Below are 22,718 nucleotides of genomic sequence, written 5' to 3'. Positions count from 1 at the left end.
GAAGGCACGCGTTCCCCGCCATCTCCCTTCAGGCGGTGACGATGTCTCTCTCGTCCATTCCGGATCGCAACCAGCCTGTCGTGCTGGTTCTCGGCGGCGGTAACGCGCTCGGCTCTTACCTCGCCGGCACGTATGAGCATCTGCAGCAGCAGGGCATCGAACCCCGCTGGATCGTCGGCGCGTCCATCGGCGCGATCACCGGCGCGATCATCGCCGGCAATGCGCCGGAGCATCGCGTACCGCGGCTTAGAGAATTCTGGGAGCAGGCGAAGATCCACTCGGGCTTCGCGCTCCATCGCGGGTCGTCGCTCCGGCATGCCTATAATGAGGCACATACGGCACTCGCCTTCCTGATCGGTCGCCCGGGCCTTTTCGGGCACCGCTTCCCGGGCCTGCTCTCGATGCTGCCCTGGATGCCGAGCGACATCTCTCTCTACGATCACAAGCCCCTTCGACAGACCCTGGAGCGCCTGATCGACTTCCAGAGATTAAACCGTGGCGACATCCGCTTCACAGCCGGATGCGTCGACCTCGAATCCGGGGAAGAGGTTTTCTTCGACACGACCAACGGAGAGATCACCCCCGATCATCTTCTGGCCACCTCCGCCATCACGCCGGTCTTTCCGCCCGTGGAGATCGACGGGCGTCTTCTGAGCGATCCGGGCTTCACCAACAATGTGCCGATCGATGTCGCACTTGCCACGCCGCCTCGGGAAGACACGCTCTGCATCGCCGTCGAGCTTTTCAGTCTCAGAGCCTCGCGCCCGGCATCGCTCGATGCCAGTGCAGAGAGAGCGAACGATCTGATTCTGGCGAGTTCTACACGGCGCACCGTCGAATCGTTGAAGCGGGAATATACGTTGCACGAGCGGATCGAGCCCGATGGCTCCTCCGTCACTCTGCTGCATATCGCCTATCAATCGGGCAGGGACGAGCGCGCAGGAAAAAGTTTCGACTACTCGCCGGCCTCGCTCCAGGATCGCTGGGCGGCGGGCCTGCAGGACATGCAGCATGCGTTGGCACAGCTCAAGAGCGCGACGTTCGAGAAAAAGCGGCTCAATGTGATCAGGCTTGATCCGAATTACGCCACCGCATCCGCCGAGATTGGCGCTCGCGCGCGAGCTTAAGGTCCGCCAGCCAGCGAGCCCACGATGGCCATCGCCAGTTCATCGAGGTTCACACGCCCCTCGATCGTCATCATCTCAGCCTCCTTGGCATCGACCCGCAGGCCTTGACTTCCTGCTTCCGCCTGACGGCGAAGCTCGGCGATAATGGCCTCGCGCACCTTGTCTTCGAGGTTCATGGTTCACTCCTTCACCAGGACATTTCACTGCCTGCCGAACGTCCGGCCAAGAGCGGGCGTTCCACGATCAGGGAAAAGGCGTGCGCTGTTTGAGGGCGCGGAACTCTTCCGCATCCATGACGCCGCGCTGGTTATTGCAAGCCTGGCAGGCCAGCACGAGATTGGCGGGGTTGAGCGGGCCACCTTGTGAGCGCGGCACCACATGATCGAGAGTGGCAAGAGCAGGGGAGCGGCTAAGACCCTTGCGCAAGCGGTGTGTTTCCACTCCGCAATAGACGCAGCGCCCGCCGTCGCGCACGAAAATCGTCTCGAACAGCTTGATACGTTGCGCTGCTTTCATGGCATGGGAACCACAGGAACATCGGGTTGTTGCTCTTGGCACAGGACAGGAGCTGAAGCCATGGTAGACACCCGCCGCAGGAATCGAAACCCTTACAATGACGACAACGGCTATGGTGACGTACCGAAGGGTGCTGTCGGCTTTCGTGGCGAAGGCCGGGAATATCCGGGCGGTTACGGCAGCGACGCCAGCGAGTTCTACGGCGGCGTGATCGAGGACGGTCGAGGCGGCCCTCCCGACGATGAGGGCTTCGCGCCGGCTTATGCCCGCTACCGTTCAGGCCTCGGGGCGCTGGGCGACCGTGACCCGAACGATCCGGAACTGCGCGCGGACCGCGACGTCGGGCGTGATATCTCAGGTCCTCACCGTGGTCGGGGCCCAAAAGGCTACAAGCGTTCAGACGAGCGCATCCATGAAGACGTGTGCGAACGCCTGACGGAGGACCGCTTCATCGATGCTTCGAATGTCGAGGTGACGGTGAAGGACGGCGAGGTAACGCTCTCCGGCACGGTGGCAAGCCGTGGCCTCAAGTACCGCGCCGAGGATTTGGCCGAACTCGCCTCGGGCGTGCGGCACGTGCAGAACAATCTCCGGGTCGAGAGCAGCGTCTGAGCGTTTTGATCGTACTCTATCCTCATCCTGAGGAGCCGCTGCAAGCGGCGTCTCGAAGGATGATCCAGAGGGCGCTGGGGCCTCCTCCGAGACGGACCTGATGGTCCTCCTCAGGATGAGATTTCACGTACTTCTCAAGGTGCGGGCGGAGAGCTGTCGTAGTTCTTCAAGAGATCCTCGGGATCGCGATAGATCGCGATACAGCCTGCTTCGCGCAGCTCGACCGTATCGACGAGGGTTCCATCCACGTCGAAGATCACGGCTTTCACCATGCCTCACCCGTGCTTGAGCTTGAAGTAAAGGATCGTGCTCGCGAGCGCGAGAGTGACTGAATTCGCGGCAATGAGTGGGATCTCTCCCTTCCAGATGCCATAGGTCAGCCACAGGGATAGACCGGTGACGAGCACCAGAAACATCTTGAGCGAAATGTCCTTGGTCGAGCGCGTGCGCCAGACCCTGATGACCTGAGGCACATAGGCCGACGTCGTGCAGATCGCGGCGGCATAGCCGGTATAATCCATGAGAGACATCGAGCGGGCATCCCTTGGGCGAGAGGCCCTGAACGCTTGAGGCATGGCGATGTTCCGCCCCGAGAGCTGCGGGAACATCCCGTCCGGCCCAGCGTTGGCGCGCACTCCAAAAGGATCTTGAGCATGGCGAGCATGTCCTCAGCCCACGCATCCGGCCGCCTCAGCGCGCGACCTGAGAGGGTTGCAGCACCGTCTCGCGCGGCACCGGGTCGTCATGCGCTGGAGCTTGGCAGGAAGCGCGACGGGATGGTGTTCATTCCCGCAAGGCTCGACCCGGCCCAACCTGCTCCCCTGATCGTCGGCTTGCACGGAGCAGGCGGAATTGCCTCGCAGATGCTGGACCTGCTCGTCCGCTCCGCGGAAGCACAGGGCATGATCCTTCTCGTGCCGGAATCACGCGGTCGCACCTGGGATGTGATCAGGGGTGGCTATGGGCCGGATGTGGCCTTCATTGATGAAGCGCTGAAGAAGGTCTTCCAGATGTACCCGGTCGATTCCACACGGATCGCCATCTCGGGCTTTTCGGACGGCGCCTCTTACGCACTCTCCGTTGGCGTCATCAATGGCGAGCTTTTCGACCACATCCTCGCCTTCTCGCCTGGCTTCATGGCCCCCACGCAGATGGAAGATGCGCCGAAGATCTTCATCTCCCACGGTGTGCATGACGAGGTCCTGCCCATCGGCCCTTGCAGTCGGCGCATCGTGCCAGCGCTTGAGAAAGCAGGCTACGACGTGGAATACCGGGAGTTCGATGGCGGCCATGTGGTCCCAGCCGACATGGTGGACCTCGCCGTCACCCGTTTTCTCGGTTAGCACCGCCCCATGGAACCGCTCTCAGATCTGCATGTCCCGCGCGAATGGCATGAGGCTGCGCAGCGGCTTGAGAGTGACGACGTCCGAACCGTAGGAGTGATCGGTCCGACCGACAGCGGCAAGAGTACGCTCGCCCGATTCCTCTTCGAATCAGCCCTACAGGCCGGGAAAACCACCGCTCTCATCGACACCGATCTCGGCCAGAAGATGATCGGCCCTCCCGCCTGCGTCACCTTGAGCGATGCGCATGGTGTGGCGCTCGCTTTCGTCGGATCAACAGATCCCGTTCTTGGCTGGAAACTGCTTCTCGAAGGAACGCATCGGCTTGCCGCGCGAACGGACGCGACGATCAAAGTCGTCAACACCAGTGGACTCCTGTCGGGTCCTGGACGAAGGCTGAAGGCGGCAAAGCTGCAGGTCATCCGGCCCGATCTGCTGATCGTTCTTGGAGATGCGCCGGAGCTCGAACCCATCATTGGCGAACACCCTGACATCCCTGTCCTTCATCTTCCCTCGTCCCCTCACGCCAGGCGCAAGACCGATGGGGAGCGGCGGGCTGGCCGAAGGCAGGCCTTCCATCGATACTTCGAGGATGCTGCCGCGCTGTCCCTCGATCCCGCTCTGCTCCTCGAGACACCACCTGCCCCTCCCCCGGACCGGCGGCTGCTCGTGGGTTTACGAGACGAGCTGGGAAACGATCTCGGCCTGGGGCTCATGAGCGGTGCCCGAGACAATGAGGCCATCGAGATTCTGACGCCTGTCAGGCAGGCGGCAATTCAGTGTATCATGCCAGGCTCGCTTGCCTTGGATGATGCCTATTCAGAAACCCGCCTCAAAACCGAAGGCCAGGGCTGGCCAGGGGCAACATCCTTGCTTTAGCACCTCATGCGGAACCGGAGGTCCGCGCCAGGGGAAAGGGGATCCGGTTTTCCGCATCCGACGACGCGCTGCTCCAGAGAATGAGCATCGGATCGATCCCAAAAGGGCAAGTCCACTTTTCAGGTCCGATGCTAAGGCACCTCGGGCTGCGGGGTCGGGTGGATGACCGGCTTGTCCGGCTCGGGCGGCTGCTCGGGCAGGGAGGATGGGGCGCTCGGAGGAACAGGGGGTACGGGCGTCTCGGGCGGGGTCGGCATGCCGGGCACCGGCTCCGTGGGAGGCGGCTTGGGATAGAATTCGTCGGGCTGCGGGCGGCTGCTGGCGATCAGGGTCAAGGAAGCCTTCTCCACATCGTTTCACCCATCAACCGCCCGAACCGACAAAAGGTTCTGCACGGGGCTGTTGCAGGCGCTAGAGCATCGTGCGGAAAAGCGGCCCCGGTTATTGGCTGGCGCGGCCCTTCGGGTCGCTTTCAACGATGCTCTGCTCTATGGAGGAAGCATCGTGCGGAACCGGAACGATGCGCTCCTCGAGAGAATGAGCATCGGATGGGTCCCAACAAGCGCATTCCACCTTTGGATCCGGCGCTCTAGCCCCGGCAAGGCGGATCAGGCGCGCCCCGTCAGATGCTGCTCGATCTCGAAGACTGGGTGCTTCGTCAGGTCTTTGTTAACCTCGGCGAGAATTTTCTGCTTCACCGCATCCGAGAAATGGGTCCGCAGCTGCGCCAAGGTGCGCGGCGGTGCTGCCACGACGATGGCTTTCACGGCTGCGGCAGCGCCAACGACGTTGATCGCATCCGCGACCTCGTTGGCGAATTTTCGCTCAGCCTGATCGTGCCAGTCGGTCTGCGCGATGGTATGGCGCTCGCCACGGGTACCCGGTTTGTCGGCTCCCTGCTCGCGCGTCTGCGGATTGTTCTCGGCCTGAAGCACGCGATCGACCTGATAATTCGGGAAAACATCGTCTCCTCGGTTCTTCAGGAACAGCGCCTTGCGCCCATCGCTGACGAGAACCATACCGTCATGGGGAAGCTTGAGATCTTTGTTCACGGGCATACTCCTTGTGACAGTGATGATTCTTGCACCGCAAGCGTTCACCTCGCCTTGACCTAAATCATAGCAGTGGCTTGACCTCTCCAGCGTTTACCGTCAGGACGGATGCCCGATCACGCTCACGAGGTGACGAACCATGCGCTTCCCGAAATCTCTCGCCATCGCCACATTGTTTCTTGCAGGCTCGGCGTCGGTCTCGGTGCAGGCGGCGGAGCCAACATTCACCTTGCTGCCGGCCAGTCCCTCAGGCTGGATCGTGACGCTCAGGGCAAACCTGCGGGTGCAGCCCAGCTATCCGGGCGCAGACGATTTGAGTTTCATCGGCTATCCGTCCTTCAGCCTGCGCCGCGCGGGAACGGTCGAGCGCTTCAGCGCTCCCGACGATGGGTTGAGTTTCTCGTTTCTCGATGATTCCGCCCTGCGCTTCGGCGTGGTTGGCCGTTTCCAGGGCGGGCGCTACCTGGAGGACGACCGGCGGCTGGTCGGCCTGAACAAGATCGATTGGGCGGTGGAGCCTGGCCTCTTCGTGGAATACTGGCCCGTGGAGTTCCTGCGCGCCCGCGCCGAGGTCCGACACGGGATCAACGGGCATGACGGCTTCGTGGCCGATCTCGGCCTCGACCTCGTTCAGACCTTCGGCGCATTCACCGTATCCGCAGGTCCGCGTCTGTCGCTCGGCGACGATGAATTCACCCGCACTTATTTCGGTGTCACGCCCGTCGAAGCGGCGCTCAACGGACGGGTCGAGGCCTATCGCCCATCCGGCGGCATCACCTCGGTAGGCGCCATCGCCGGCGCGTCCTACAATTGGTCGGAGCAATGGTCGACGACGGCGTTCGTCTCCTACAAGCGCCTCGTGGGCGATGCAGCCGACAGCCCAATCGTTCAAGAATTCGGATCAGAGAACCAGGTCGGCCTTGGCCTGACCGTCTCCTATTCCTTCGGCGTGGGTCGATAAAACTCTCCCACTGAAATCAATGAGCGCCTGGAGATATCGGTTCTCCAGGCGCTTTTGTTGTCAGGCCGCGATATTGGCGGTCTGCAGCGTCTCACCGCGATAGATGCAGCCTTCCGACGAGCCCGCCAGACCGCGCTTGAGCTCGACCTCCTCGAGATTCGGGAAACGCTCCTTCACCTTGCGCCAGATGTAGATCGTGATGTTCTCCAGCGAGGCGAGGCCGATCTCGTTCTGCTTGAGATCGAGATTGGTGTGGTCGAGACCCGTACCGTGGTCGCCCTTCAATTCCTTGATGTAGTTCTCGACATCATAGAGATTCACCGGCCAGTTATAGACCTCGTCCACCGGGCCGCCGAACGTGAGCTTCGCGATGAAGGTGTGGCCATGCAGCCCCGAATAGGGATGCACGGAATGGGCCGCTTCGAACGTGAACTCGCAATAGGTCTTCATCTCTCCTGCTCCTGTGTGTTGAAACGGTTGCTCGGGTTCAGGCCACTTCCGCCTTGCGCTTCGTGGCCGCGAGCGTGTGGGTGAGCTCAGAGGCAGGTTTGGGCTGCCCGAAATAGAAGCCCTGCACCTCGGTGCATCCGGCTGCGGTGATCTGGAGGAACTGATCCTCCGTCTCGACGCCCTCAGCCACGGTGGACATGCCGAGGCTCGCGCCGAGCCCCGCGATGGATCGCACGATCGCCAGACAATCCGCGCGAGAGGACAGCTCGCGTACGAAGGTCTGGTCAATCTTGATCTTGTCGAAGGGGAAGCTGCGTAGATAGCTGAGAGAGGAATAGCCGGTGCCGAAATCGTCCATGGCGATGCGCACACCCATGCGGCGCAGCTGGTGCAATGTCGCAACCGTCAACTCGTTGTCCTGCAGCAGGACGGATTCGGTGACTTCCAGCTCCAGGCGATCGGGCGCCAAGCCGGAACGCGCCAGTGCCCGGCTCACGCTCTGCACGAGGGTCTTGTTGCGGAACTGCACGGGCGAGAGATTGACCGCGACCTTGATGCCCTTGGGCCAGGCAGTCGCCGTCATGCAGGCCTGCTCCAGCACCCAGTCGCCCAGGGACGAGATCAGGCCGATATCCTCGGCAATCGGGATGAAATCGGCAGGCGAGACCATACCGCGCTCGGGATGCCTCCAACGCAGCAATGCCTCGTAGCCGCCGATCTCATTGGCACGCACATTGACCTGCGGCTGGAAGAAGAGCTCGAACTCGCGATTGCCGAGCGCCTTGCGCAGATCGATCTCGAGAGAGCGGCGGACCTGCAGCTCCGCATCCATCTCCGGCTCGAAGAAGCGGAAAGTCGCGCGTCCGTCCGCCTTGGCGCGGTAGAGCGCCAGGTCAGCCTGTTTGAGCAGCTGATCAGGGGACAGATTACCCTCGGACGCGATGGTGATGCCGATGCTGGTGCCGATGACGATTTCCTGACCGTCGAGATCGTAGGGCATGCTGATGGCGTCGACGATGCGTAGGGCGAGCGCTGCGCAATCCTGCTGATCGTCGATAGCAAGTTGCAAGATGGCAAACTCGTCACCGCCGAGACGGGCGACCACATCCTGCTGCCGGATGCAGCTGCGTAGCCGCTCGGCCACGAGCTTGAGAAGGGAATCGCCGGTTTCGTGGCCGAGCGAGTCGTTAACGTCCTTGAAGCGGTCGAGGTCGAGGCAAAGCACGGCCATCTTCAGCCGTTGGCGTTCCGTCTCCTCGAGCGCGTGCTCCATCTGCTGACGGAAGAGCACACGGTTGGCGAGATCAGTGAGCGCATCGTGGTGGGCCATATAGGCGATCTGCGACTCGGCCTGCCTGCGCTCCGTGATGTCGTCGTAAGTCGCCACCCAGCCGCCATCCGACATGGGCTGGTGGGAGATGGCAAAGGTTTGGCCATCGGGCTGCTCGTGGATGAAGGCGAATTGCTGCCTTTTGCGCATGAGCTCCTGCTGCTCGGCCAGGATTTCTCGCAGGGGCTCGGCTCCCTTGCAGAGTTGCGCCTCTGCCTGCGCGACCAGGCAGCTCAGCGTCACGCCGGACTGAACCGTCGTGTCGATGCCGAAAAGCTCTGCGAAACGGGCGTTGAAGACGATGACGCGCTCCGCCCCGTCCACCATGCACAGGCCATGGGACATGTTGTTGAGCGCCGCATCGAAACGCTCGTTCTGCGTCCTGAGTTCATGCTCTTGTGTCTGCAGCGCTTCGTTACGGAGCTGAAGCTCCTCGTAGGCGCTGCTCAGAGCCTTGTTGGTCTTCTCCAATTTTGCCGAAATGTTCTCGAAATTGTCGGCATAGAGCCTGAGCTCGGTATGCGCCTTTTCCAAAAGCCGGTTGTGCCACCCGAGCAGCGCCAGCAGGAACATTCCGAATACGATCAGGCCGGCAGCCAGGCTCGAGAACAACCAGTGCAGGCGAAGAAGTTCACTCTGGTCCTGCTCGGCTCTTTGTCCGCCATAATGGTTGGCGGCGGCGGCAAGCCCGGCGAGCTTGCTTCCCATCGGCTCGAGTTTCTTGAGCGCCGCCAGGGCCGCGCCAGGTTCATCCAGATCCTCGATATGGGGCTGGATATCGTTGACGATCTTCTGGAAGTCCATGACGACATCGTGCCATTCCGGTGCCCATTGAAGGAACTCTCGGAATTCGCCCATGGAGAGAAGATTGCTGCGGCTCACGACAATGTCGTAGCGAAGGATGACTTCATCCTTGGTCACTTCGGTGCCGGGAGCCGCATAAGCGCTGAGGCGCTGCTCCAGGCGTGTGAACTCGTGCACAGCCTGGGCAGCATGCCATGGCGTGTTGTAACGCGCGACGTGCTTGAGAACGTCCTGCCGCTCAACGATCAAAACCGCAATATATGCGGCTGACACGATAAAGCCGACGATAACGGCGGCGAGCACCATTTTGAGCGTGCGCAGCGACAAACGACTTTCTCCGAAACGGGATACCCGCTTACTTCACGATGATCTTGGAAACCTGCCAGACCGCACGGCCGTAATAAGTCTGGTGCTTCAGGACAGGATCGCTGTCGAAGGGGTACATGACGAAGATCGGTCCCTTGTCGCGCACGGACATGTATTCACCGTTCTGCTTCAGGGCGAGGATGACGTTGAACTTCTGGATATCTTCGAACGGGATATCGCTGCTGTAATCGTTGAGGGCGACCACGCTCAGCGTCTGTCCCTTCGCGCCGACCTGCTGCATGAGCTTGGCGAGGGAAACGCCTTCGAACTTCACGGGGCCGGGATACCACGGTGTTTCCGTCGTAAAGGATTGCATGCCGATCGCTTCGAGCATATCGCGATCGAATTCGGCCGTATCGCCCTTGTTCGTGGCGGAGATTTTTCCTGAAACCGTCAGGATCGGCTTCCCCTTTGGTGCTGGAAGCGGTGCGGCTTCCGCAACTGTCGCTCCAGTCCAAGCCACCAGCGCGAGGAGCGCTCCTAATAACAGTTTTTTCACGTGCAAATGAAACATTGCTTGCCCCGCTTTAACAATCAATAGTTATACGTTTAAGTGAGCAAGGGTAAAACTCTATTTAAGCAAAAACTGCAACAGATCTGCTTGCGCAATTTTATTACGTTTAAAGGAATTGCGCGAATGCCTGGATCACAGACAATCCAGGCAATTTAAACTTGATTCTGGTTTCCTCTACATTCGTGATTCTCGCTATCCGCTGCGGGTCGGAGCCTAGAGCCTTCTTCGGTGAAGTGGCTCCGGTTCACCGTCAAAAAACGCGGCCCGGCAAACAAGAGAGCTGATTCCACGCCAATGGAATAGCTCTAAGCCACGCTTTATAGCGGTGCCTCTGCTTGAAACACGCCAGCCGCAACATCGAGCCCTCACCGCCGGATGCAGGGCGAATCGCAGAGATCCCAAAGCTGTTCGCCGGACAGAAAAGCCGCCTCGCCACGTTTGGCGAGGCGGCTCAGGTGGTGGAGCTGATCGAAGCAATCCTGAGGCTCTAAGCCTTCAGCGGCTTCAAACCTGCTTCAATCTCGGCACGGCGCGGCTCCAGGAAGGGCGGCAACGCAAGGCGCTCACCGAGTTTCTCCATCGGCTCGTCGGTGGCAAAGCCGGGACCGTCGGTCGCGATCTCGAACAGGATGCCGTTGGGCTCGCGAAAATAGAGGCTGCGAAAATAGTAGCGATCCACCGGGCCGCTGGACGGCGCACGCAAGCTCTGCAGCCGCTCCCAGCATTCCTGATAGGTCTGCTCGTTCGGCGTGCGGAAGGCCACGTGATGCACGCCGCCGGCACCCGGCTGCGCCATCGGCAGGTTCGGTTCCACGGCCACATGCAACTCCGCCGCAGGTCCGCCCTCGCCCATCTCGAACACATGCACGGATGCGTCGCCGATGCGGTATTCGCGGGCAGCCCGCATATCCATCGCTTCCGTCAGCACGCGAGCGGTGCGCTCGAGCTTCGGCACGCTGATGGTGATGGGGCCAAGACCCCGGATCTGGTACTCCGCCGGCACGGGGCTGCGCTCCCACGGATGCGCCTCGCCCTTCCCGCTATCATCGACGAGGCTCAGGCGCTGGCCTTCGAAATCCTCGAAATCGAGCACGAGCCGCCCATCGCGCTCGGTGATCGCCTGATGCGCGACGTTGAGGGAGGCGAAGCGGTCCTTCCACCATTGCAACGCCTTTTCGCCGTTCACGCGCAGGCCCGTCTGCGAGATGCTGTGCGTGCCGCGACGCTCGCGCGCCACGGGCCAGTCGAAGAAGGTGATGTCGGTCCCGGGCGTGGCCTGCCCGTCCGCGTAGAACAGGTGATAGGCGCTCACGTCGTCCTGATTCACGGTCTTCTTCACAAGCCGCATGCCGAGCGCCTGCGTGTAGAAGGCGTGATTGCCGGACGCGTCGGCGGTCACGGCGGTGAGATGATGGATTCCGGTCAGTTTCATGGGGTGTCTCCATGGATGTTGACCGGAAGATAGGCCCGTGACGGCGGAAGGACGACCCGGCGGCACGCCAAGAAGACCTTGCCAAAATGCAAGGCCCATGCCGTTTTGAGGCAGGGTCCTTGCATCATCGAAAAGTCGAAGGGGTCAGGCGGCCTTTGCGCGCAGGTCGTCGGGCGTGACCTCGGGCGGGATGGGGCAGACATACGCCCGCCCGCCGGTGCGCTCCTTCAGCTCCGCCTTGGCGCGCGCAATGAGATCCGGGTTGCGCAGGCAATCGGCGGCCGTCGACGCCATGGCCTTGGCCGCCAGCACCATGCCCTTGTGAGCCGCGGGCAGATTTCCCTGCGTGACGAGCTGCCAGGTGTGGAACGGCGTGCCGATGGCAAAGCAGGCCGCGTGGCATTGCACCGTCGGCACGATCCAGCTCACATCGCCCACATCGGTCGAGCCCATCATCACCTCTTCACGCGTGGGCAGGGAGAGCACGCCGTCGTGCAGCACCTTGGCCTTGAGCGAAAGGTCATACGGCTTGACGCTCGCCACGATGTCCTCCGGCGTGATCGCGGCCTTCTGCAGTTGTTCCGCGAAAGCATAATCCTTGGCGTCGAAGCCGGGGCCGCCGAGGCGCTTCATGTTCTCGACCATGGCATCCTGCAGCGCCCTGTTGAGAAGAACGTTCGAGGTCGCGTCCGTGATCTGCACGGAGACGGTGGTTTCCGTCATCAGCGCCGCGCCTTCGGCGATCTTCTTCACGCGGTCGAAGAGACGCTCCGCATCGGGGAGAAAGGGCGAGCGCACGAGATAGAGCGATTCCGCATAACCCTGCACCACGTTCGGCGCATCGCCACCGGAATTGGTGATGGCGTAATGCACGCGCGCGTCCGAGGGCATGTGCTCTCGCATGTAGTTCACGCCCACATTCATCAGCTCCACCGCATCGAGCGCGCTGCGCCCGAGCTCCGGTGTCGCGGCGGCGTGCGACGGACGGCCCGTGAAGCGGAAGAAGGCCTGAATGCAGGCAAGCGACGACATGCTCTGCACTTCGTTGACCACGGCCGGGTGCCAGCAGAAGGCGGCATCGAGATCGTCGAACAGGCCTGCGCGCGCCATGAATGTCTTGCCCGAGCCGCTCTCTTCCGCAGGGCAGCCGTAATAGCGCACGGTGCCCGCAATGCCCTCAGATTCCAGCGCATCCTTCAGCGCCACGGCCGCAAGCGCAGAGCCGGAACCGAGCAGGTTGTGCCCGCAGCCATGCCCCGGCGTGCCTTTCGCCGTGGGCTTGTGCTCGGTCACGCCCGATACTTGCGCGAGATCGGGCAGCGCATCGAACTCGCCCAAGATTCCGACGATGGGCCCGCCGCTGCCGTATTCCGCGACGAAGGCGGTCGCCATGCCGCCCGCATTCTTCGTGATGCGAAAGCCCTCGCGCTCCAGCATGGCGATCTGCTCGGCGACCGAGCGATGCTCCTCGAAGGCGAGCTCCGGCATCGCCCAGATCCGGTCGCTCAAGGCGCAGTAATCGGCGGCTTTCGCGTCCACGCGACGCGCGATTTCATCAAGACTCAGGCGGTCGTTTTGCATGGGGTGCTCTCTATTGTCGGTTTGCGGTCTTTTAGACTTGAGATCGCCAACACGAAGGTATGATGTGATCTCGCTTTCTGCGCGAGAGTGGGACGCGCTACCCCGCCGCAAACAAATCCCGAGTGTCCGACGTAGCCTGCGGCTCCTCGAACGCATTCGGATCGCCCGGCCCCGTCTCCCAGCCCAAGTCAGGCAGCGCGATGATGCGAAGCCCGCGCGGGTCGTTGCGGGTCACGACGATGTTGCGGGTTTCCATATAGGCGATGAGGCGGCGCGCGCGGCCGGGGGAGCGGCTGCCGCAGGCGCGGGCGATCTCGCCGTCGGGCGGGCAGGGCGAGCCTTCCATCGCCGCGCGGGCGAGAAGCAGATAGACGCCCTGGATGTCCTCCTCGAGATCCCCCGCGAAGGCGACCGCGCGATCCCATTCGGTGCCCTCAGCCGTCGCGGTATCGACGCCGGCGCGCGCCACCGCGAGACGGCGGCGGAAGGCGTTGAGATTAGGCGGTTCCCCGGTCACGCGGCGGATGCGGCAACGCACGAGAAAATCCTGATAGAGCACGGCGACCGAGCGGAAGGCGGCTTCGGGATCGTCCATGATTTCGCGTAAGATTCCATCGAGCGCGGCCTCGCGCTCGGCCTTCGATTCCTCCGTCACCTCGACGGGTTGCGGCTCCGGTGTTGCGGCCGCGCGGGTACGGGCGAGCTGGGCCAGAAGATCGTTGGTCGAGGGCGCGGGCGGCGGAGGCGGCGCGCGCCGCGGCATGACCGGGCGGGCCACCACCTCGTCCTCGCCGGCCTTGAAGATGAGATCGCGCGCATCCTCCTTCGGCTGCTCGGGCAGCGGCATGAGCTTGAAGGTGCCGGAACGGGTGGAGGTTTCCACCTCACCGATCCGGATCGGCAGCGGGCGGCGCGAGAGGGCGGGGCCAAGGGCCACGAAGTGACCGCGCTCGAGATCGCGGAACATCTCGGCCTGGCGGCGCTCCATGCCCAGAAGGTCGGCGGCGCGGGCCATATCGATGTCGAGGAAGGTGCGGCCCATGAGGAAGTTGGAGGCTTCCGCCGCCACGTTCTTGGCAAGCTTCGCAAGGCGCTGCGTCGCGATGATGCCCGCAAGTCCGCGCTTACGGCCACGGCACATGAGGTTCGTCATCGCGCCGAGCGAGACCTTTCGGGCTTCGTCCGAGACCTCGCCGGCTGCGGCGGGCGCGAAGAGCTGCGCCTCGTCCACCACCACGAGCATGGGATACCAGAAATCGCGATCCGCATCGAAGAGGCCGCCGAGGAAGGCTGCGGCACAGCGCATCTGCGCCTCGGCGTCGAGGCCCTCCAGGCTCAACACCACGGAGACCCGGTGCTGGCGCACGCGGGCGGCGATGCGCTGGATGTCGCCCTCGGACCGGGAGGCATCCACCACCACATGGCCGAACTTGTCGGCCAGCGTGACGAAATCGCCCTCGGGGTCGATCACGGCCTGCTGGACCAGGGAGGCGCTCTGCTCGAGAAGGCGGCGCAGGAGATGCGACTTGCCGGAGCCGGAATTGCCCTGGACGAGCAGACGCGTCGCCAGAAGCTCTTCCAGATCGAGCTGAGCCTTCTGTCCTGCGGGGGTGGAGGAAACCACTCCCATGTCGATGCCGACCTTCATCAGCCTCCCTCGTCAATCTCCAGTTCCGGCTTGGTCCTAACACGGTAAAGCCCGGGTCAGTGCCCGGGTTTACGGCCTCCTCCACAGGCTTGCAATGCTATCCCCAGGCATGACGCCGCAGGTTTGACGGAAACAGGCCACGTTTCCGGCCATGATCAAGACCACGCTGGTCTCTTCCTCGGAAGCTCTTCGGAGGAACCATGCCGTCGAAGCCTTCTGCTCCAGCCTTTCCGAAAGGGGATTCGAACCTGCGGGTCATAAAGGTGCTCGGCCAGCGCCCGGCTCTGGCTGAAGGAACGGAGATAGGCCCTCCTCCGGCCGCCACGGAACGCGCCGAGATGGTCTTCGAGACGATGGGTCTCGTTCTGGTGCTTCTGATCGTCCTCGCCGCCGTCTGGATTCTGATCCGAAAGCGGCTTTGACGCTAGCGCATCGTGCTTAAAAAGTGGCCCCGGTTTTCGCTGACGCGGACCTCCGGTTCCGCGCGAACGATGCGCCCCTCTCAAGAATGAGCATCGGACCCAAAAGTGCACCCCACTTTTGGGTCCGATGCTCCTCAGTCAGCAATCGCCGCTTCAGCCGCCTTCACGGCGCTGCCGCGCAGGGGCCGCTCCTCCATAGCGGCGAGGAAGGCGAGCGCCAGGCCGAAACCGACGATGGCGGCGATGAACACGTAAGAAAAGACATCAGCGAGATCGACGCCGCTCTGCGCCGCCGCGTGGGCCAGAGTCTCGAAGCTTGCGACTTCTGAAAGGCCTGAGCCGCTGAGCACGATGGCACCGAAGACGGCGACGATGAGAGCGCCGCCGAGCGAGCGGAAGAAATTGGCCGTTCCTGTTGCGGTGCCGAGCTGGTGCGGCGCAACCGCATTCTGGATCGCCACCGTCGAGACCGGCAGCAGCGTGCCGAGCCCGATGCTGATGATGGCGAGCAGCACCTCGACCAGCGTGATGGACAGATTGCGCGCGAAGGCTGCCAGAACGCCCGTCGCCACCATCGCAACGAGAAGGCCCGCCAGCGGCAGGCGCTTGTAGTGCCTCACCTTGGCCATGCTGCGCCCGGAGAGCGTCGCTCCGCAGACGGTGCCGGCCATGAGCGGAATGAGCGCAAGCCCCGACACGGAGGCCGAGAGTCCGCGCACGGACTCGAAATAGACCGGCAGGTAAATGGTCAGGCCAATGTAGGTGCCCATGCCGAAACAGGCGGAGAGCACGCCCATGCGCACGACCGGATTATGCAGCACGCCCGGCGGGATCAGCGGCTCGGGTGCTATCCGCATGCGCATGGCGAACAAGACCCACAGAACCAGCGAAGCGGCAACGAGACCAATGATCTGCGGCGAAATCCAAGGATAACGCAGGCCGCCCCAGCTCAGGGCCAGCAGCAGCGACACCGTCGCGGCGACCATCAGCAATGCGCCAAGCAGGTCGAGTTTGTGCGGCCTGTGATGGCGCGGCAGTTTCTTGAGCGTGTGGAAGGTGATGAACAGGGCGATGAGGCCGAGCGGCAGGTTGATCCAGAAAATCACGGACCAATGCAAATGCTCCGCGAAGAAGCCGCCGAGCACTGGGCCGAGGAGGCTCGATGCCATGAAGACACTGGCGAAATAGACCTGGTACTTCCCGCGCTCCTTCGGCGGCACGAGATCCGCCACGATGGTTTGCGCCAGCGCGATCAATCCGCCGCCGCCGAGACCCTGCAGGCCGCGTGCGAGAACGAGCACGAGCATCGTGGGCGCAACGGCGCAGGCGATGGAGCCGATGATGAAGATCACGATGCCGATGAGCATGGTGATGCGACGGCCATGGCTGTCGCTGAATTTTCCGTAGAGCGGCGTCACGGCTGTCGAGGTCAGAAGATAGACCGTCACCACCCAGGGCAGATGCTCCAGATCGCCGAGTTCCCGCCCGATGGTGGGAAGCGCGGTCGCGATGATGGTCTGGTCGAGCGCCGCCAGGAGCATGGCCAGCATGATGCCGATGATGATCGTGCGGATTTCGGCATGGCTGAGTGCAGGATGCGCATGGCCTCTCGCGGCATGGTGTGCTGGCTGGTCCATCGTCGTCTTTCGCATTTCGGGAGGTCGCATCTAGAGGACCCGGACCCGCTTTGCCTTATTCATAGGCGCAGAGCAGATATGCATTTGGTTGACGTCGCAACGAATCGGCCTCTCGGCAGGAGGATAGCGGCCGCCGGAGAGAACGGTTCGCGCGACCGAGTGTTTCCCACGGGATTTCGTAAAAGGATCGGCACGATGCTTCGGATCTGGAGCTTTGTGACCCTCACCCTGGCGGCTCTGAGCCTCGCCCCCTCCTTCGCCCGTGTGCTGGAGGCTCCGCCCCGACTGATGGTCTGGCCGCCGGAGCTGTGGCGCGAGGCAACGGTCTTCAACGGTCAGTTCGAACTCTTCGCCCTGATCGGCGGCCCTCTCGATCTCGCGGCCATCCTCACCACAGCCGTTCTGGCTCTTCTGTTGCGAGGCCATAAAAGCCGGTTTTGGTTTGCCCTGGCGGGGGCTCTCCTCTTCGCGCTGAGTCTTGCCGTGTGGTTCAGATGGGTTTGGCCAGCCAACAGCGTGCTCGCCACCTGGCAGCCCGGTCCTGTCCCCGAAAACTTCGTCGCCATCCGCAATCGATGGGAAACGGGCCATATGGCGGTCGCAGCCCTCAAGCTCCTAGGCTTCATGGCGACGGCGCTGGCCGTCACGCTCCCTGCAAGGCCCTTGCCGGAAGCGTCACGGTCGCGCTAGCTGGAGATCCTGTTCCGTTCTTGAACCCATGACCGCTCGCACCAAACTCTCCCTCGCCCAGGCCCGCCGCATAGCCCTCGCCGCCCAAGGCTTTCACGAGACGCGGCCGGACGGCGCGCACCTTCGCCATGTGAAGCGCCTGCTGCAGCGCTCCCACCTGCTCCAGATCGATTCAGTGAACGTGCTGGTGCGGGCCCATTACATGCCACTCTTCTCGCGGCTCGGCGCTTACGACCGGGATCTGCTCGAAAAGGTAGCCTACCACCCCAAGAGGCGCGAGACCTTCGAATATTGGGGCCACGAGGCCTCGCTGATCTCCCTCGACCTCCATCCCCTGTTCCGCTGGCGCATGGCGCGGGCGGCAAAGGGCGAGGGCATCTACGGAGGGCTGGCCCGTTTCGGACGAGAAAAGCGCGCCTTCATCGAAGAGGTGCGGCGCGAGATTGCAACGCATGGCCCCATGGGCGCGGGGGAACTCTCCATCGGCGGCAAGGGGCGGGGTGCCTGGTGGGGCTGGAGCGACGGCAAGCGGGCGCTCGAATGGCTGTTCTGGGCCGGCGAGGTCACCACCGCCACGCGGCGCGGCTTCGAGCGCATTTACGATCTGCCGGAGCGGGTGCTGCCGTCGGAGGTGCTCAACGCACGGACGCCTGCCGAGGACGAGGCGCAACGCGAGTTGCTGAGACGCTCCATCCGCGCGCTTGGCATCGCCTCAGAGCGCTGCCTGCGGGATTATTTCCGCCTGGAGACGCAGGACGCCAGGCTACGCCTCCCGGAACTCGTGGAATCGGGCGATCTCATCCCCGTCGCAGTCGACGGCTGGAACGGCCCCGTCTATCTCGACCCGCGGGCCAAGGTTCCGCGCCGCGTCGAGGCACGGGCCCTCGTGTCTCCGTTCGACCCTATCGTCTGGGAGCGCACGCGCACGGAGCGCCTGTTCGATTTCCGCTATCGCATCGAGATCTACACGCCCGCCGAAAAGCGCGAATTCGGTTATTACTGCCTGCCGTTCCTGTTGGGTGAAAAGATCGTCGCTCGCGTGGATTTGAAGGCGGATCGCGCCAAGGGCCACCTCATCGTCCATTCCATCCATCCGGAAGGGTCGGTATCTCCCGAGGAAATCGCGTCTTCACTCGGCGAAGAACTTCGCCTGATGGCCGATTGGCTTGGCCTTGATGACATCAAAGCGCCGAAGGACTGGCACAGGCACTTAGGAGTCTGAGACGACACATGCCCTCGCCGGATCGCCCCCTGCTCCTATCTCCTGCGCTCATGAAAAGCTTTCTATCTCCCGTCACCGGCTTGTGGTTTCGCCTGCGGCTGAACGAAGTCGGACCACTTCTCTCCCTGGCCGCCTGCGGTCTCTTTGCCTGGGCCTTCATCGAACTCGCCGATGAGGTCTTCGAGGGCGAAACGCATGCTCTCGATAGCGAGATCCTGATGGCCCTGCGCAATCCTCAGGATACCGCCAATCCCTTGGGGCCCAGCTGGCTGGAGGAGGCCGCGCGAGATTTCACGGGCCTTGGCGGCTACGCGATCCTCACGCTTCTGACCACGGCGGCCATCATCTATCTGCTGATGGCTGGAAAGCGGGCTGCGGCCCTTCTCGTGCTGATCTCCGTCGTCGGAGGAGCGCTTCTCTCGACGGGTCTCAAGATCGGCTTCGAGCGGCCCCGGCCCGATCTCGTGCCCCATGCCACGCGCGTCTATACGGCGAGCTTTCCGAGCGGTCATGCCATGCTGTCCGCCATCACCTACCTGACGCTCGGCGCACTTCTTGCCCGCGTCGAGAAAAGCCGGCGCATCAGTACCTTCATCATGGGACTTGCCATCATCATGACCCTGCTTGTGGGGGCAAGCCGCGTGTATCTGGGCGTTCACTGGCCAAGTGATGTCCTCGCCGGCTGGTCCGTCGGCGCGGCCTGGGCTTCGCTGTGCTGGTTTATCGCCCTGCAATTGCAGCGCGGTGGTCAGGTGGAAAAGCCGGGCGAGACCACTGCTCCGCCGGATACGAAAGAGGCATGACCGACACCCCCGAGACCCCGGCCAAAAAACCTCCGCGGAAGGTCACGCCCGCTTATCTGCAGCGGGCGGCGCTCGCCTATCTCGAACGTTATGCCTCCTCCGCCGAGAACCTGCGGCGCGTCCTGAAACGCAAGGTGGACAAGCGCTGCCGCCTGCGCGGCGAGGATCCGGCGGAATTTCAGGAGATGATCGACGAAGCTGTGGCCAAAAGCCTGCGCACCGGCCTCATCGACGACACGCGTTATGCGGAAGCCCGCGTCGCTACCCTGCGCCGCCGAGGCGGATCGGCGCGGGCGATCCAGGCCAAACTCTCGGCAAAAGGTGTCGACCGCACGACGATCGCGGCGGCACTCGAAGGCGGCGAAGAGGACGACGAGGAGAAGGCGGCCCATGCGCTCGCCCGCCGTCGCAAGCTTGGGCCGTACCGTCCGGGCGAGCGGGCACCCTACCGCGACAAGGATCTTGCGGCACTCGCCCGCGCAGGCTTCCGCTTCGACGTGGCGCGTCAGGTCATCGATGGAGAGGAGGAAGACAGCGGGCTCTAAGCCGTTGCTCGACCCCGCATGAACATGATCGTCGGATTGTCCTTGTAGGTCGTGTGCAGGAACTCCCGGTATCCGCATTTCTCCGCCACGCGGATCGACGGCTGGTTTTCGGGCGCGATGATGCAGACCGTGCCTGCCGCCTCAAAGTGATCGTCACCCCAGGCAATCGCTGCACGCACCGCTTCCGTCGCATAGCCCTTGCCATGAGCATGAGGTGCCAGCACCCAGCCGATCTCCGGCATGCCCTCGAAGGAGGGTTCGATGTCACGCTTGAAATCGGCAAAGCCCACCTCGCCGATAAAGCGGCCTGTCGCTTTGTCCGTGACGGCCCAATAGCCGTAGCCCAGCAGCACCCAATGTCCGACATAGCGGACGAGCCGCGCCCAAATCTCTTCTTGCGTGTAGGGCCTTCCACCGATGAAGCGCGTCACCTCCGGATTGCGCCAGAGGTCGAGACTATCGGCGAAATCGGAAACGCGATGGGCCCGGAGAACGAGGCGTTCCGTTTCGAGCATTGGAGCGGCGGCGACGGAATGAGACGACGTTTGCATCGGAGGAACTTGCGACGATCTCAGACCCCGTGCAATGGGCAGGCCTCTCCGTCGCCACATATTCCGCCCTACAGGACAGGAAGTGGACGCTTCGGCTCACGACATCGTTGGACTTCTCTGATCGGGATCAAACCTCAAAGTTTGTTTGCGGAACTCAGAGCCTTTTTCGGTGAAGTGGTTCCGGTTCACCGTCAAGAAATGCGGCCCAGCCAAGAAGAGAGCTGATTCCAGGCTAATGGAATCAGCTCTAGAGCAGCCCCGCTCCCACATTCACGGCGAGAGCCAGGATGGTGGTGTTGAAGAGGAAGGCGAGGATCGTATGGGCCAACGCGAGGCGCCGCATGCGTTTGGAGACGATCACCACGTCGGAGGTTTGCGCTGCCGCTCCGAGATTGAACGAGAAGTAGAGGAAATCCCAGTAATCGGGTTGGTCCTTGTGCGGGAAGGCAAGGCCCTGCCGCTCACCCCGGTCGCCGTAATATTCATGCGCGTAATGGATGGCGTGGATGGTGTGCACGAAGAACCACGAGCACAGGATGGTGACGCCCGCGACGGCGAGCCGGAAGACCCGCTCGTCGTCCGCATCATGAATGCCGTAGAGCCCGACGGCGATGGCGGCGAGGCTCGCCACGGCGGTGGCCAGGGTCAGGATCAGAAAGACCACGGCCGTTTCATCCTCTTCCGCCGCCCGCTGCTGCATCTTCGGTGGAGGAGCGCGCCGCCATGATCCCGGCCAGCGCCAGATAGCAGACGACCTCGATATCGCAGGCCGTCAGAAGCCGCGAGTTTGCAGCCCAAGCCTCGGGCAAGGCGACATAAACGAGGATCGCCAGAAGGGTCGAGCCGAGAGCCGGGGGCGCAAGCGGGACTAAAGATGGATCATCGACATGTCTCGTTGGGCCGGGCTCAAGACCCGCGCCGCAGCAAAGGATGTTTGCGCCGCCCAAGCACTGGAGCCCGGTTCGCCCTGTCCTACATCACCCAAGCTGACCTTCAAAGGAGATCACGATGAACCGCAAGGCAAGAGCCGTCTGGCAGGGCACGGGCAAGGATGGCACCGGCCACCTGACATCCGATTCCGGGGTGCTGTCGTCCACGCCCTATTCCTTCAAGACCCGTTTCGAGAACGAGAAGGGCACGAACCCGGAGGAGCTGATTGCCGCAGCGCATGCGGGCTGCTTCACCATGGCCCTTGCCTTCCAGCTTCAGAATGCCGGCTTCACGCCGACGGAGCTGGCGACCGAAGCGGTGGTTTCCATCGAGCAGCAGGGCGGCGGCTTCACGATCACGAAGTCGGCTCTCACCCTCAACGCCAATGTGCCGGGCATCGACCGCGCCAAGTTCGAGGAGCTTGCCCGCGCGGCCGAGAAGAACTGCCCTGTCTCGAAGGTGCTCAACGCTGAAATCACTATGGATTTTACGCTGGCCTGAGATCGACTGGCTGGGCTCGATTGATGTTCCTGTCGCGATGGCCGGGCTCGTTCCGGCCATCTGCTTTTTGGAGGTTCCTGAGCACCTTCAAGCCGCCCTCGCTCATGTGAAGCCTGAAGATAGAACCAATTCCCAGCTGGCCCGTTGAGAAGGCAAGCGGTGCTTCGCGCCGCATTCGACCTCAGGAGGAACACATGGTTGCGAAACATCTTGCAATGGCTCTTCTCGGTTCGGCTCTGATCGGCGCACCGGCACTGGCGCAGAACCAGCCGGCCGGCTCCGGGACGACCGGCGCTCCGGCCGCCGGAGGCGCCGGCTCCATGACCCAGATGCAGCCCGGCCAATGGCGTGCCTCGCGGCTCGAAGGCCTGGACGTCTACAACCAGAACAACGAGAAGATCGGCGATATCAGCGAAATGCTGGTTGACCAGAGCGGCAAGATCCAGGCCGTCGTGATCGGCGTCGGCGGCTTCCTCGGCATCGGCGAACGCGATGTGGCCATCCCCTTCGAACAGGTCAAGCTCGTGAACGAGCCGCGTGCCACCGCTGCGGCCACCACCGGAACCACGGCTCCCGGCACCACGGCCCCGCCGACCACCACGACGGCACCGGGCACCACCGGCTCCGTGGCGACGCCCCCTGCCGCCACCGCCGATCGTGCGATGCCCGATCACGCTATGGTCAACATGACCAAGGATCAGCTTCGGGCGATGCCGGAGTTCAGGTACAACCGCTAAGTTCGCCGGCGGATGAAGCGAGAAAGGGGCCCAAAGGCCCCTTTCCTTTTTCTACGCCAATTTCT

29 protein-coding genes are annotated in these 22,718 nt (G+C 62.8%); 13 read left to right on the top strand and 16 right to left on the bottom strand.

Annotated features, from left to right (window positions below; translation table 11 throughout):
* Nucleotides 1-41: 41 nt before the first annotated feature.
* The gene (locus DC522_RS07265) at nt 42-1,127 is read left to right on the top strand and encodes a patatin-like phospholipase family protein (protein WP_116528040.1); all 1,086 of its coding nucleotides are present in this window, start codon (nt 42-44) and stop codon (nt 1,125-1,127) included.
* On the opposite strand, the gene DC522_RS07260 is transcribed toward DC522_RS07265, so the two are convergent.
* Nucleotides 1,124-1,303, bottom strand: a complete 180-nt coding sequence (locus DC522_RS07260; protein WP_116528039.1) for a hypothetical protein — start codon at nt 1,301-1,303, stop codon at nt 1,124-1,126. The two genes, DC522_RS07265 and DC522_RS07260, sit on opposite strands and share 4 nt — an antisense overlap.
* A gap of 67 nt (nt 1,304-1,370) precedes the next feature.
* Entirely contained in the window at nt 1,371-1,643 is a 273-nt protein-coding gene (locus DC522_RS07255; protein ID WP_116528038.1) for an HNH endonuclease, read from the bottom strand.
* Between the two features lie 60 nt (nt 1,644-1,703).
* On the opposite strand from DC522_RS07255, the gene DC522_RS07250 reads away from it, so the two are divergent.
* Complete coding sequence (locus tag DC522_RS07250; protein WP_245444031.1) at nt 1,704-2,255, top strand: BON domain-containing protein; 552 nt, start codon at nt 1,704-1,706, stop codon at nt 2,253-2,255.
* Nucleotides 2,256-2,389: 134 nt separating this feature from the next.
* Here the strand turns inward: DC522_RS07250 and DC522_RS07245 are convergent, their stop codons facing one another.
* On the bottom strand, nt 2,390-2,527 hold the full coding sequence (locus tag DC522_RS07245) for a hypothetical protein (protein WP_205769536.1): 138 nt from the start codon (nt 2,525-2,527) through the stop codon (nt 2,390-2,392).
* Between the two features lie 3 nt (nt 2,528-2,530).
* Nucleotides 2,531-2,785 carry a SemiSWEET transporter gene (locus tag DC522_RS07240; protein WP_116528143.1) on the bottom strand — a complete coding sequence of 85 codons (255 nt, stop codon included), beginning with the start codon at nt 2,783-2,785 and terminating at the stop codon, nt 2,531-2,533.
* Nucleotides 2,786-2,908: 123 nt separating this feature from the next.
* On the opposite strand from DC522_RS07240, the gene DC522_RS07235 reads away from it, so the two are divergent.
* Together DC522_RS07235 and DC522_RS07230 are read left to right on the top strand one after the other, a co-directional pair.
* A complete protein-coding gene (locus DC522_RS07235; RefSeq protein ID WP_205769535.1) occupies nt 2,909-3,598 on the top strand; it encodes an alpha/beta hydrolase in 690 nt (229 codons plus the stop codon).
* Between the two features lie 9 nt (nt 3,599-3,607).
* Nucleotides 3,608-4,477, top strand: coding sequence for a Clp1/GlmU family protein (locus DC522_RS07230; RefSeq protein ID WP_116528036.1), 870 nt, complete (start codon nt 3,608-3,610; stop codon nt 4,475-4,477).
* A gap of 131 nt (nt 4,478-4,608) precedes the next feature.
* On the opposite strand, the gene DC522_RS07225 is transcribed toward DC522_RS07230, so the two are convergent.
* Nucleotides 4,609-4,827 carry a hypothetical protein gene (locus DC522_RS07225; protein ID WP_116528035.1) on the bottom strand — a complete coding sequence of 73 codons (219 nt, stop codon included), beginning with the start codon at nt 4,825-4,827 and terminating at the stop codon, nt 4,609-4,611.
* A gap of 258 nt (nt 4,828-5,085) precedes the next feature.
* Nucleotides 5,086-5,529, bottom strand: coding sequence for a host attachment protein (locus DC522_RS07220; protein ID WP_245444030.1), 444 nt, complete (start codon nt 5,527-5,529; stop codon nt 5,086-5,088).
* 139 nt (nt 5,530-5,668) lie between these two features.
* On the opposite strand from DC522_RS07220, the gene DC522_RS07215 reads away from it, so the two are divergent.
* Nucleotides 5,669-6,490, top strand: a complete 822-nt coding sequence (locus DC522_RS07215; RefSeq protein ID WP_116528033.1) for a MipA/OmpV family protein — start codon at nt 5,669-5,671, stop codon at nt 6,488-6,490.
* A 60-nt stretch (nt 6,491-6,550) separates the two neighbouring features.
* Here DC522_RS07215 and DC522_RS07210 read toward each other — a convergent pair whose 3' ends face one another.
* From DC522_RS07210 to DC522_RS07200, 3 genes are read right to left on the bottom strand one after another with little or no spacing between them, the layout of a single operon-like run.
* Nucleotides 6,551-6,940 carry a 6-carboxytetrahydropterin synthase gene (locus tag DC522_RS07210; RefSeq protein WP_116528032.1) on the bottom strand — a complete coding sequence of 130 codons (390 nt, stop codon included), beginning with the start codon at nt 6,938-6,940 and terminating at the stop codon, nt 6,551-6,553.
* 37 nt (nt 6,941-6,977) lie between these two features.
* Nucleotides 6,978-9,401 carry a bifunctional diguanylate cyclase/phosphodiesterase gene (locus DC522_RS07205; RefSeq protein ID WP_116528031.1) on the bottom strand — a complete coding sequence of 808 codons (2,424 nt, stop codon included), beginning with the start codon at nt 9,399-9,401 and terminating at the stop codon, nt 6,978-6,980.
* Between the two features lie 28 nt (nt 9,402-9,429).
* A complete protein-coding gene (locus DC522_RS07200; protein ID WP_116528030.1) occupies nt 9,430-9,954 on the bottom strand; it encodes a molybdopterin-dependent oxidoreductase in 525 nt (174 codons plus the stop codon).
* Between the two features lie 335 nt (nt 9,955-10,289).
* Between DC522_RS07200 and DC522_RS34705 the strand changes: the two genes are divergently transcribed.
* Nucleotides 10,290-10,445 (top strand): hypothetical protein, encoded by a 156-nt coding sequence (locus DC522_RS34705; protein ID WP_165820084.1) that lies wholly within the window; start codon nt 10,290-10,292, stop codon nt 10,443-10,445.
* Here the strand turns inward: DC522_RS34705 and DC522_RS07195 are convergent.
* The 3 genes from DC522_RS07195 to DC522_RS07185 form a co-directional block, all read right to left on the bottom strand.
* The gene (locus DC522_RS07195) at nt 10,442-11,386 is read right to left on the bottom strand and encodes a ring-cleaving dioxygenase (protein WP_116528029.1); all 945 of its coding nucleotides are present in this window, start codon (nt 11,384-11,386) and stop codon (nt 10,442-10,444) included. The genes DC522_RS34705 and DC522_RS07195 overlap by 4 nt on opposite strands.
* A 144-nt stretch (nt 11,387-11,530) precedes the next feature.
* Nucleotides 11,531-12,967, bottom strand: a complete 1,437-nt coding sequence (locus DC522_RS07190) for a M20 family metallopeptidase (RefSeq protein ID WP_116528028.1) — start codon at nt 12,965-12,967, stop codon at nt 11,531-11,533.
* Nucleotides 12,968-13,064: 97 nt separating this feature from the next.
* A complete protein-coding gene (locus tag DC522_RS07185) occupies nt 13,065-14,615 on the bottom strand; it encodes an ATP-binding protein (RefSeq protein WP_116528027.1) in 1,551 nt (516 codons plus the stop codon).
* Nucleotides 14,616-14,815: 200 nt separating this feature from the next.
* Here DC522_RS07185 and DC522_RS07180 point away from each other — a divergent pair, with 200 nt between their 5' ends.
* A complete protein-coding gene (locus DC522_RS07180) occupies nt 14,816-15,037 on the top strand; it encodes a hypothetical protein (RefSeq protein ID WP_116528026.1) in 222 nt (73 codons plus the stop codon).
* A gap of 134 nt (nt 15,038-15,171) precedes the next feature.
* Here the strand turns inward: DC522_RS07180 and DC522_RS07175 are convergent, their stop codons facing one another.
* On the bottom strand, nt 15,172-16,674 hold the full coding sequence (locus tag DC522_RS07175) for an MDR family MFS transporter (RefSeq protein WP_116528025.1): 1,503 nt from the start codon (nt 16,672-16,674) through the stop codon (nt 15,172-15,174).
* 195 nt (nt 16,675-16,869) lie between these two features.
* On the opposite strand from DC522_RS07175, the gene DC522_RS07170 reads away from it, so the two are divergent.
* Genes DC522_RS07170 through DC522_RS07155 form a run of 4 tightly spaced genes read left to right on the top strand, consistent with a single transcriptional unit; the run spans nt 16,870 to nt 19,934 of the window.
* Complete coding sequence (locus tag DC522_RS07170) at nt 16,870-17,364, top strand: DUF1772 domain-containing protein (protein WP_116528024.1); 495 nt, start codon at nt 16,870-16,872, stop codon at nt 17,362-17,364.
* Nucleotides 17,365-17,392: 28 nt separating this feature from the next.
* Nucleotides 17,393-18,586, top strand: coding sequence for a winged helix-turn-helix domain-containing protein (locus DC522_RS07165; RefSeq protein WP_116528023.1), 1,194 nt, complete (start codon nt 17,393-17,395; stop codon nt 18,584-18,586).
* 50 nt (nt 18,587-18,636) lie between these two features.
* Nucleotides 18,637-19,389 (top strand): phosphatase PAP2 family protein, encoded by a 753-nt coding sequence (locus tag DC522_RS07160; RefSeq protein WP_116528141.1) that lies wholly within the window; start codon nt 18,637-18,639, stop codon nt 19,387-19,389.
* Nucleotides 19,386-19,934 (top strand): regulatory protein RecX, encoded by a 549-nt coding sequence (locus DC522_RS07155; RefSeq protein WP_116528022.1) that lies wholly within the window; start codon nt 19,386-19,388, stop codon nt 19,932-19,934. The genes DC522_RS07160 and DC522_RS07155 overlap by 4 nt, the downstream gene beginning before the upstream one ends.
* Here DC522_RS07155 and DC522_RS07150 read toward each other — a convergent pair.
* From DC522_RS07150 to DC522_RS35400, 3 genes are all read right to left on the bottom strand, one after another.
* On the bottom strand, nt 19,931-20,485 hold the full coding sequence (locus DC522_RS07150) for a GNAT family N-acetyltransferase (RefSeq protein ID WP_205769534.1): 555 nt from the start codon (nt 20,483-20,485) through the stop codon (nt 19,931-19,933). The genes DC522_RS07155 and DC522_RS07150 overlap by 4 nt on opposite strands.
* Before the next feature lie 247 nt (nt 20,486-20,732).
* Entirely contained in the window at nt 20,733-21,185 is a 453-nt protein-coding gene (locus tag DC522_RS07145; protein ID WP_205769533.1) for a DUF1345 domain-containing protein, read from the bottom strand.
* Nucleotides 21,157-21,432 (bottom strand): hypothetical protein, encoded by a 276-nt coding sequence (locus DC522_RS35400; protein WP_205769532.1) that lies wholly within the window; start codon nt 21,430-21,432, stop codon nt 21,157-21,159. The genes DC522_RS07145 and DC522_RS35400 overlap by 29 nt, the downstream gene beginning before the upstream one ends.
* A 61-nt stretch (nt 21,433-21,493) precedes the next feature.
* Between DC522_RS35400 and DC522_RS07140 the strand changes: the two genes are divergently transcribed.
* Nucleotides 21,494-21,916, top strand: coding sequence for an OsmC family protein (locus tag DC522_RS07140; RefSeq protein WP_116528020.1), 423 nt, complete (start codon nt 21,494-21,496; stop codon nt 21,914-21,916).
* A gap of 194 nt (nt 21,917-22,110) precedes the next feature.
* Nucleotides 22,111-22,653, top strand: coding sequence for a PRC-barrel domain-containing protein (locus DC522_RS07130; RefSeq protein ID WP_116528018.1), 543 nt, complete (start codon nt 22,111-22,113; stop codon nt 22,651-22,653).
* Nucleotides 22,654-22,718 lie beyond the last annotated feature (65 nt).

This window comes from Microvirga sp. KLBC 81 (assembly GCF_003075415.1).
Lineage (GTDB): Bacteria > Pseudomonadota > Alphaproteobacteria > Rhizobiales > Beijerinckiaceae > Microvirga.
This window is presented reverse-complemented; position numbering and strand designations above follow the sequence as displayed.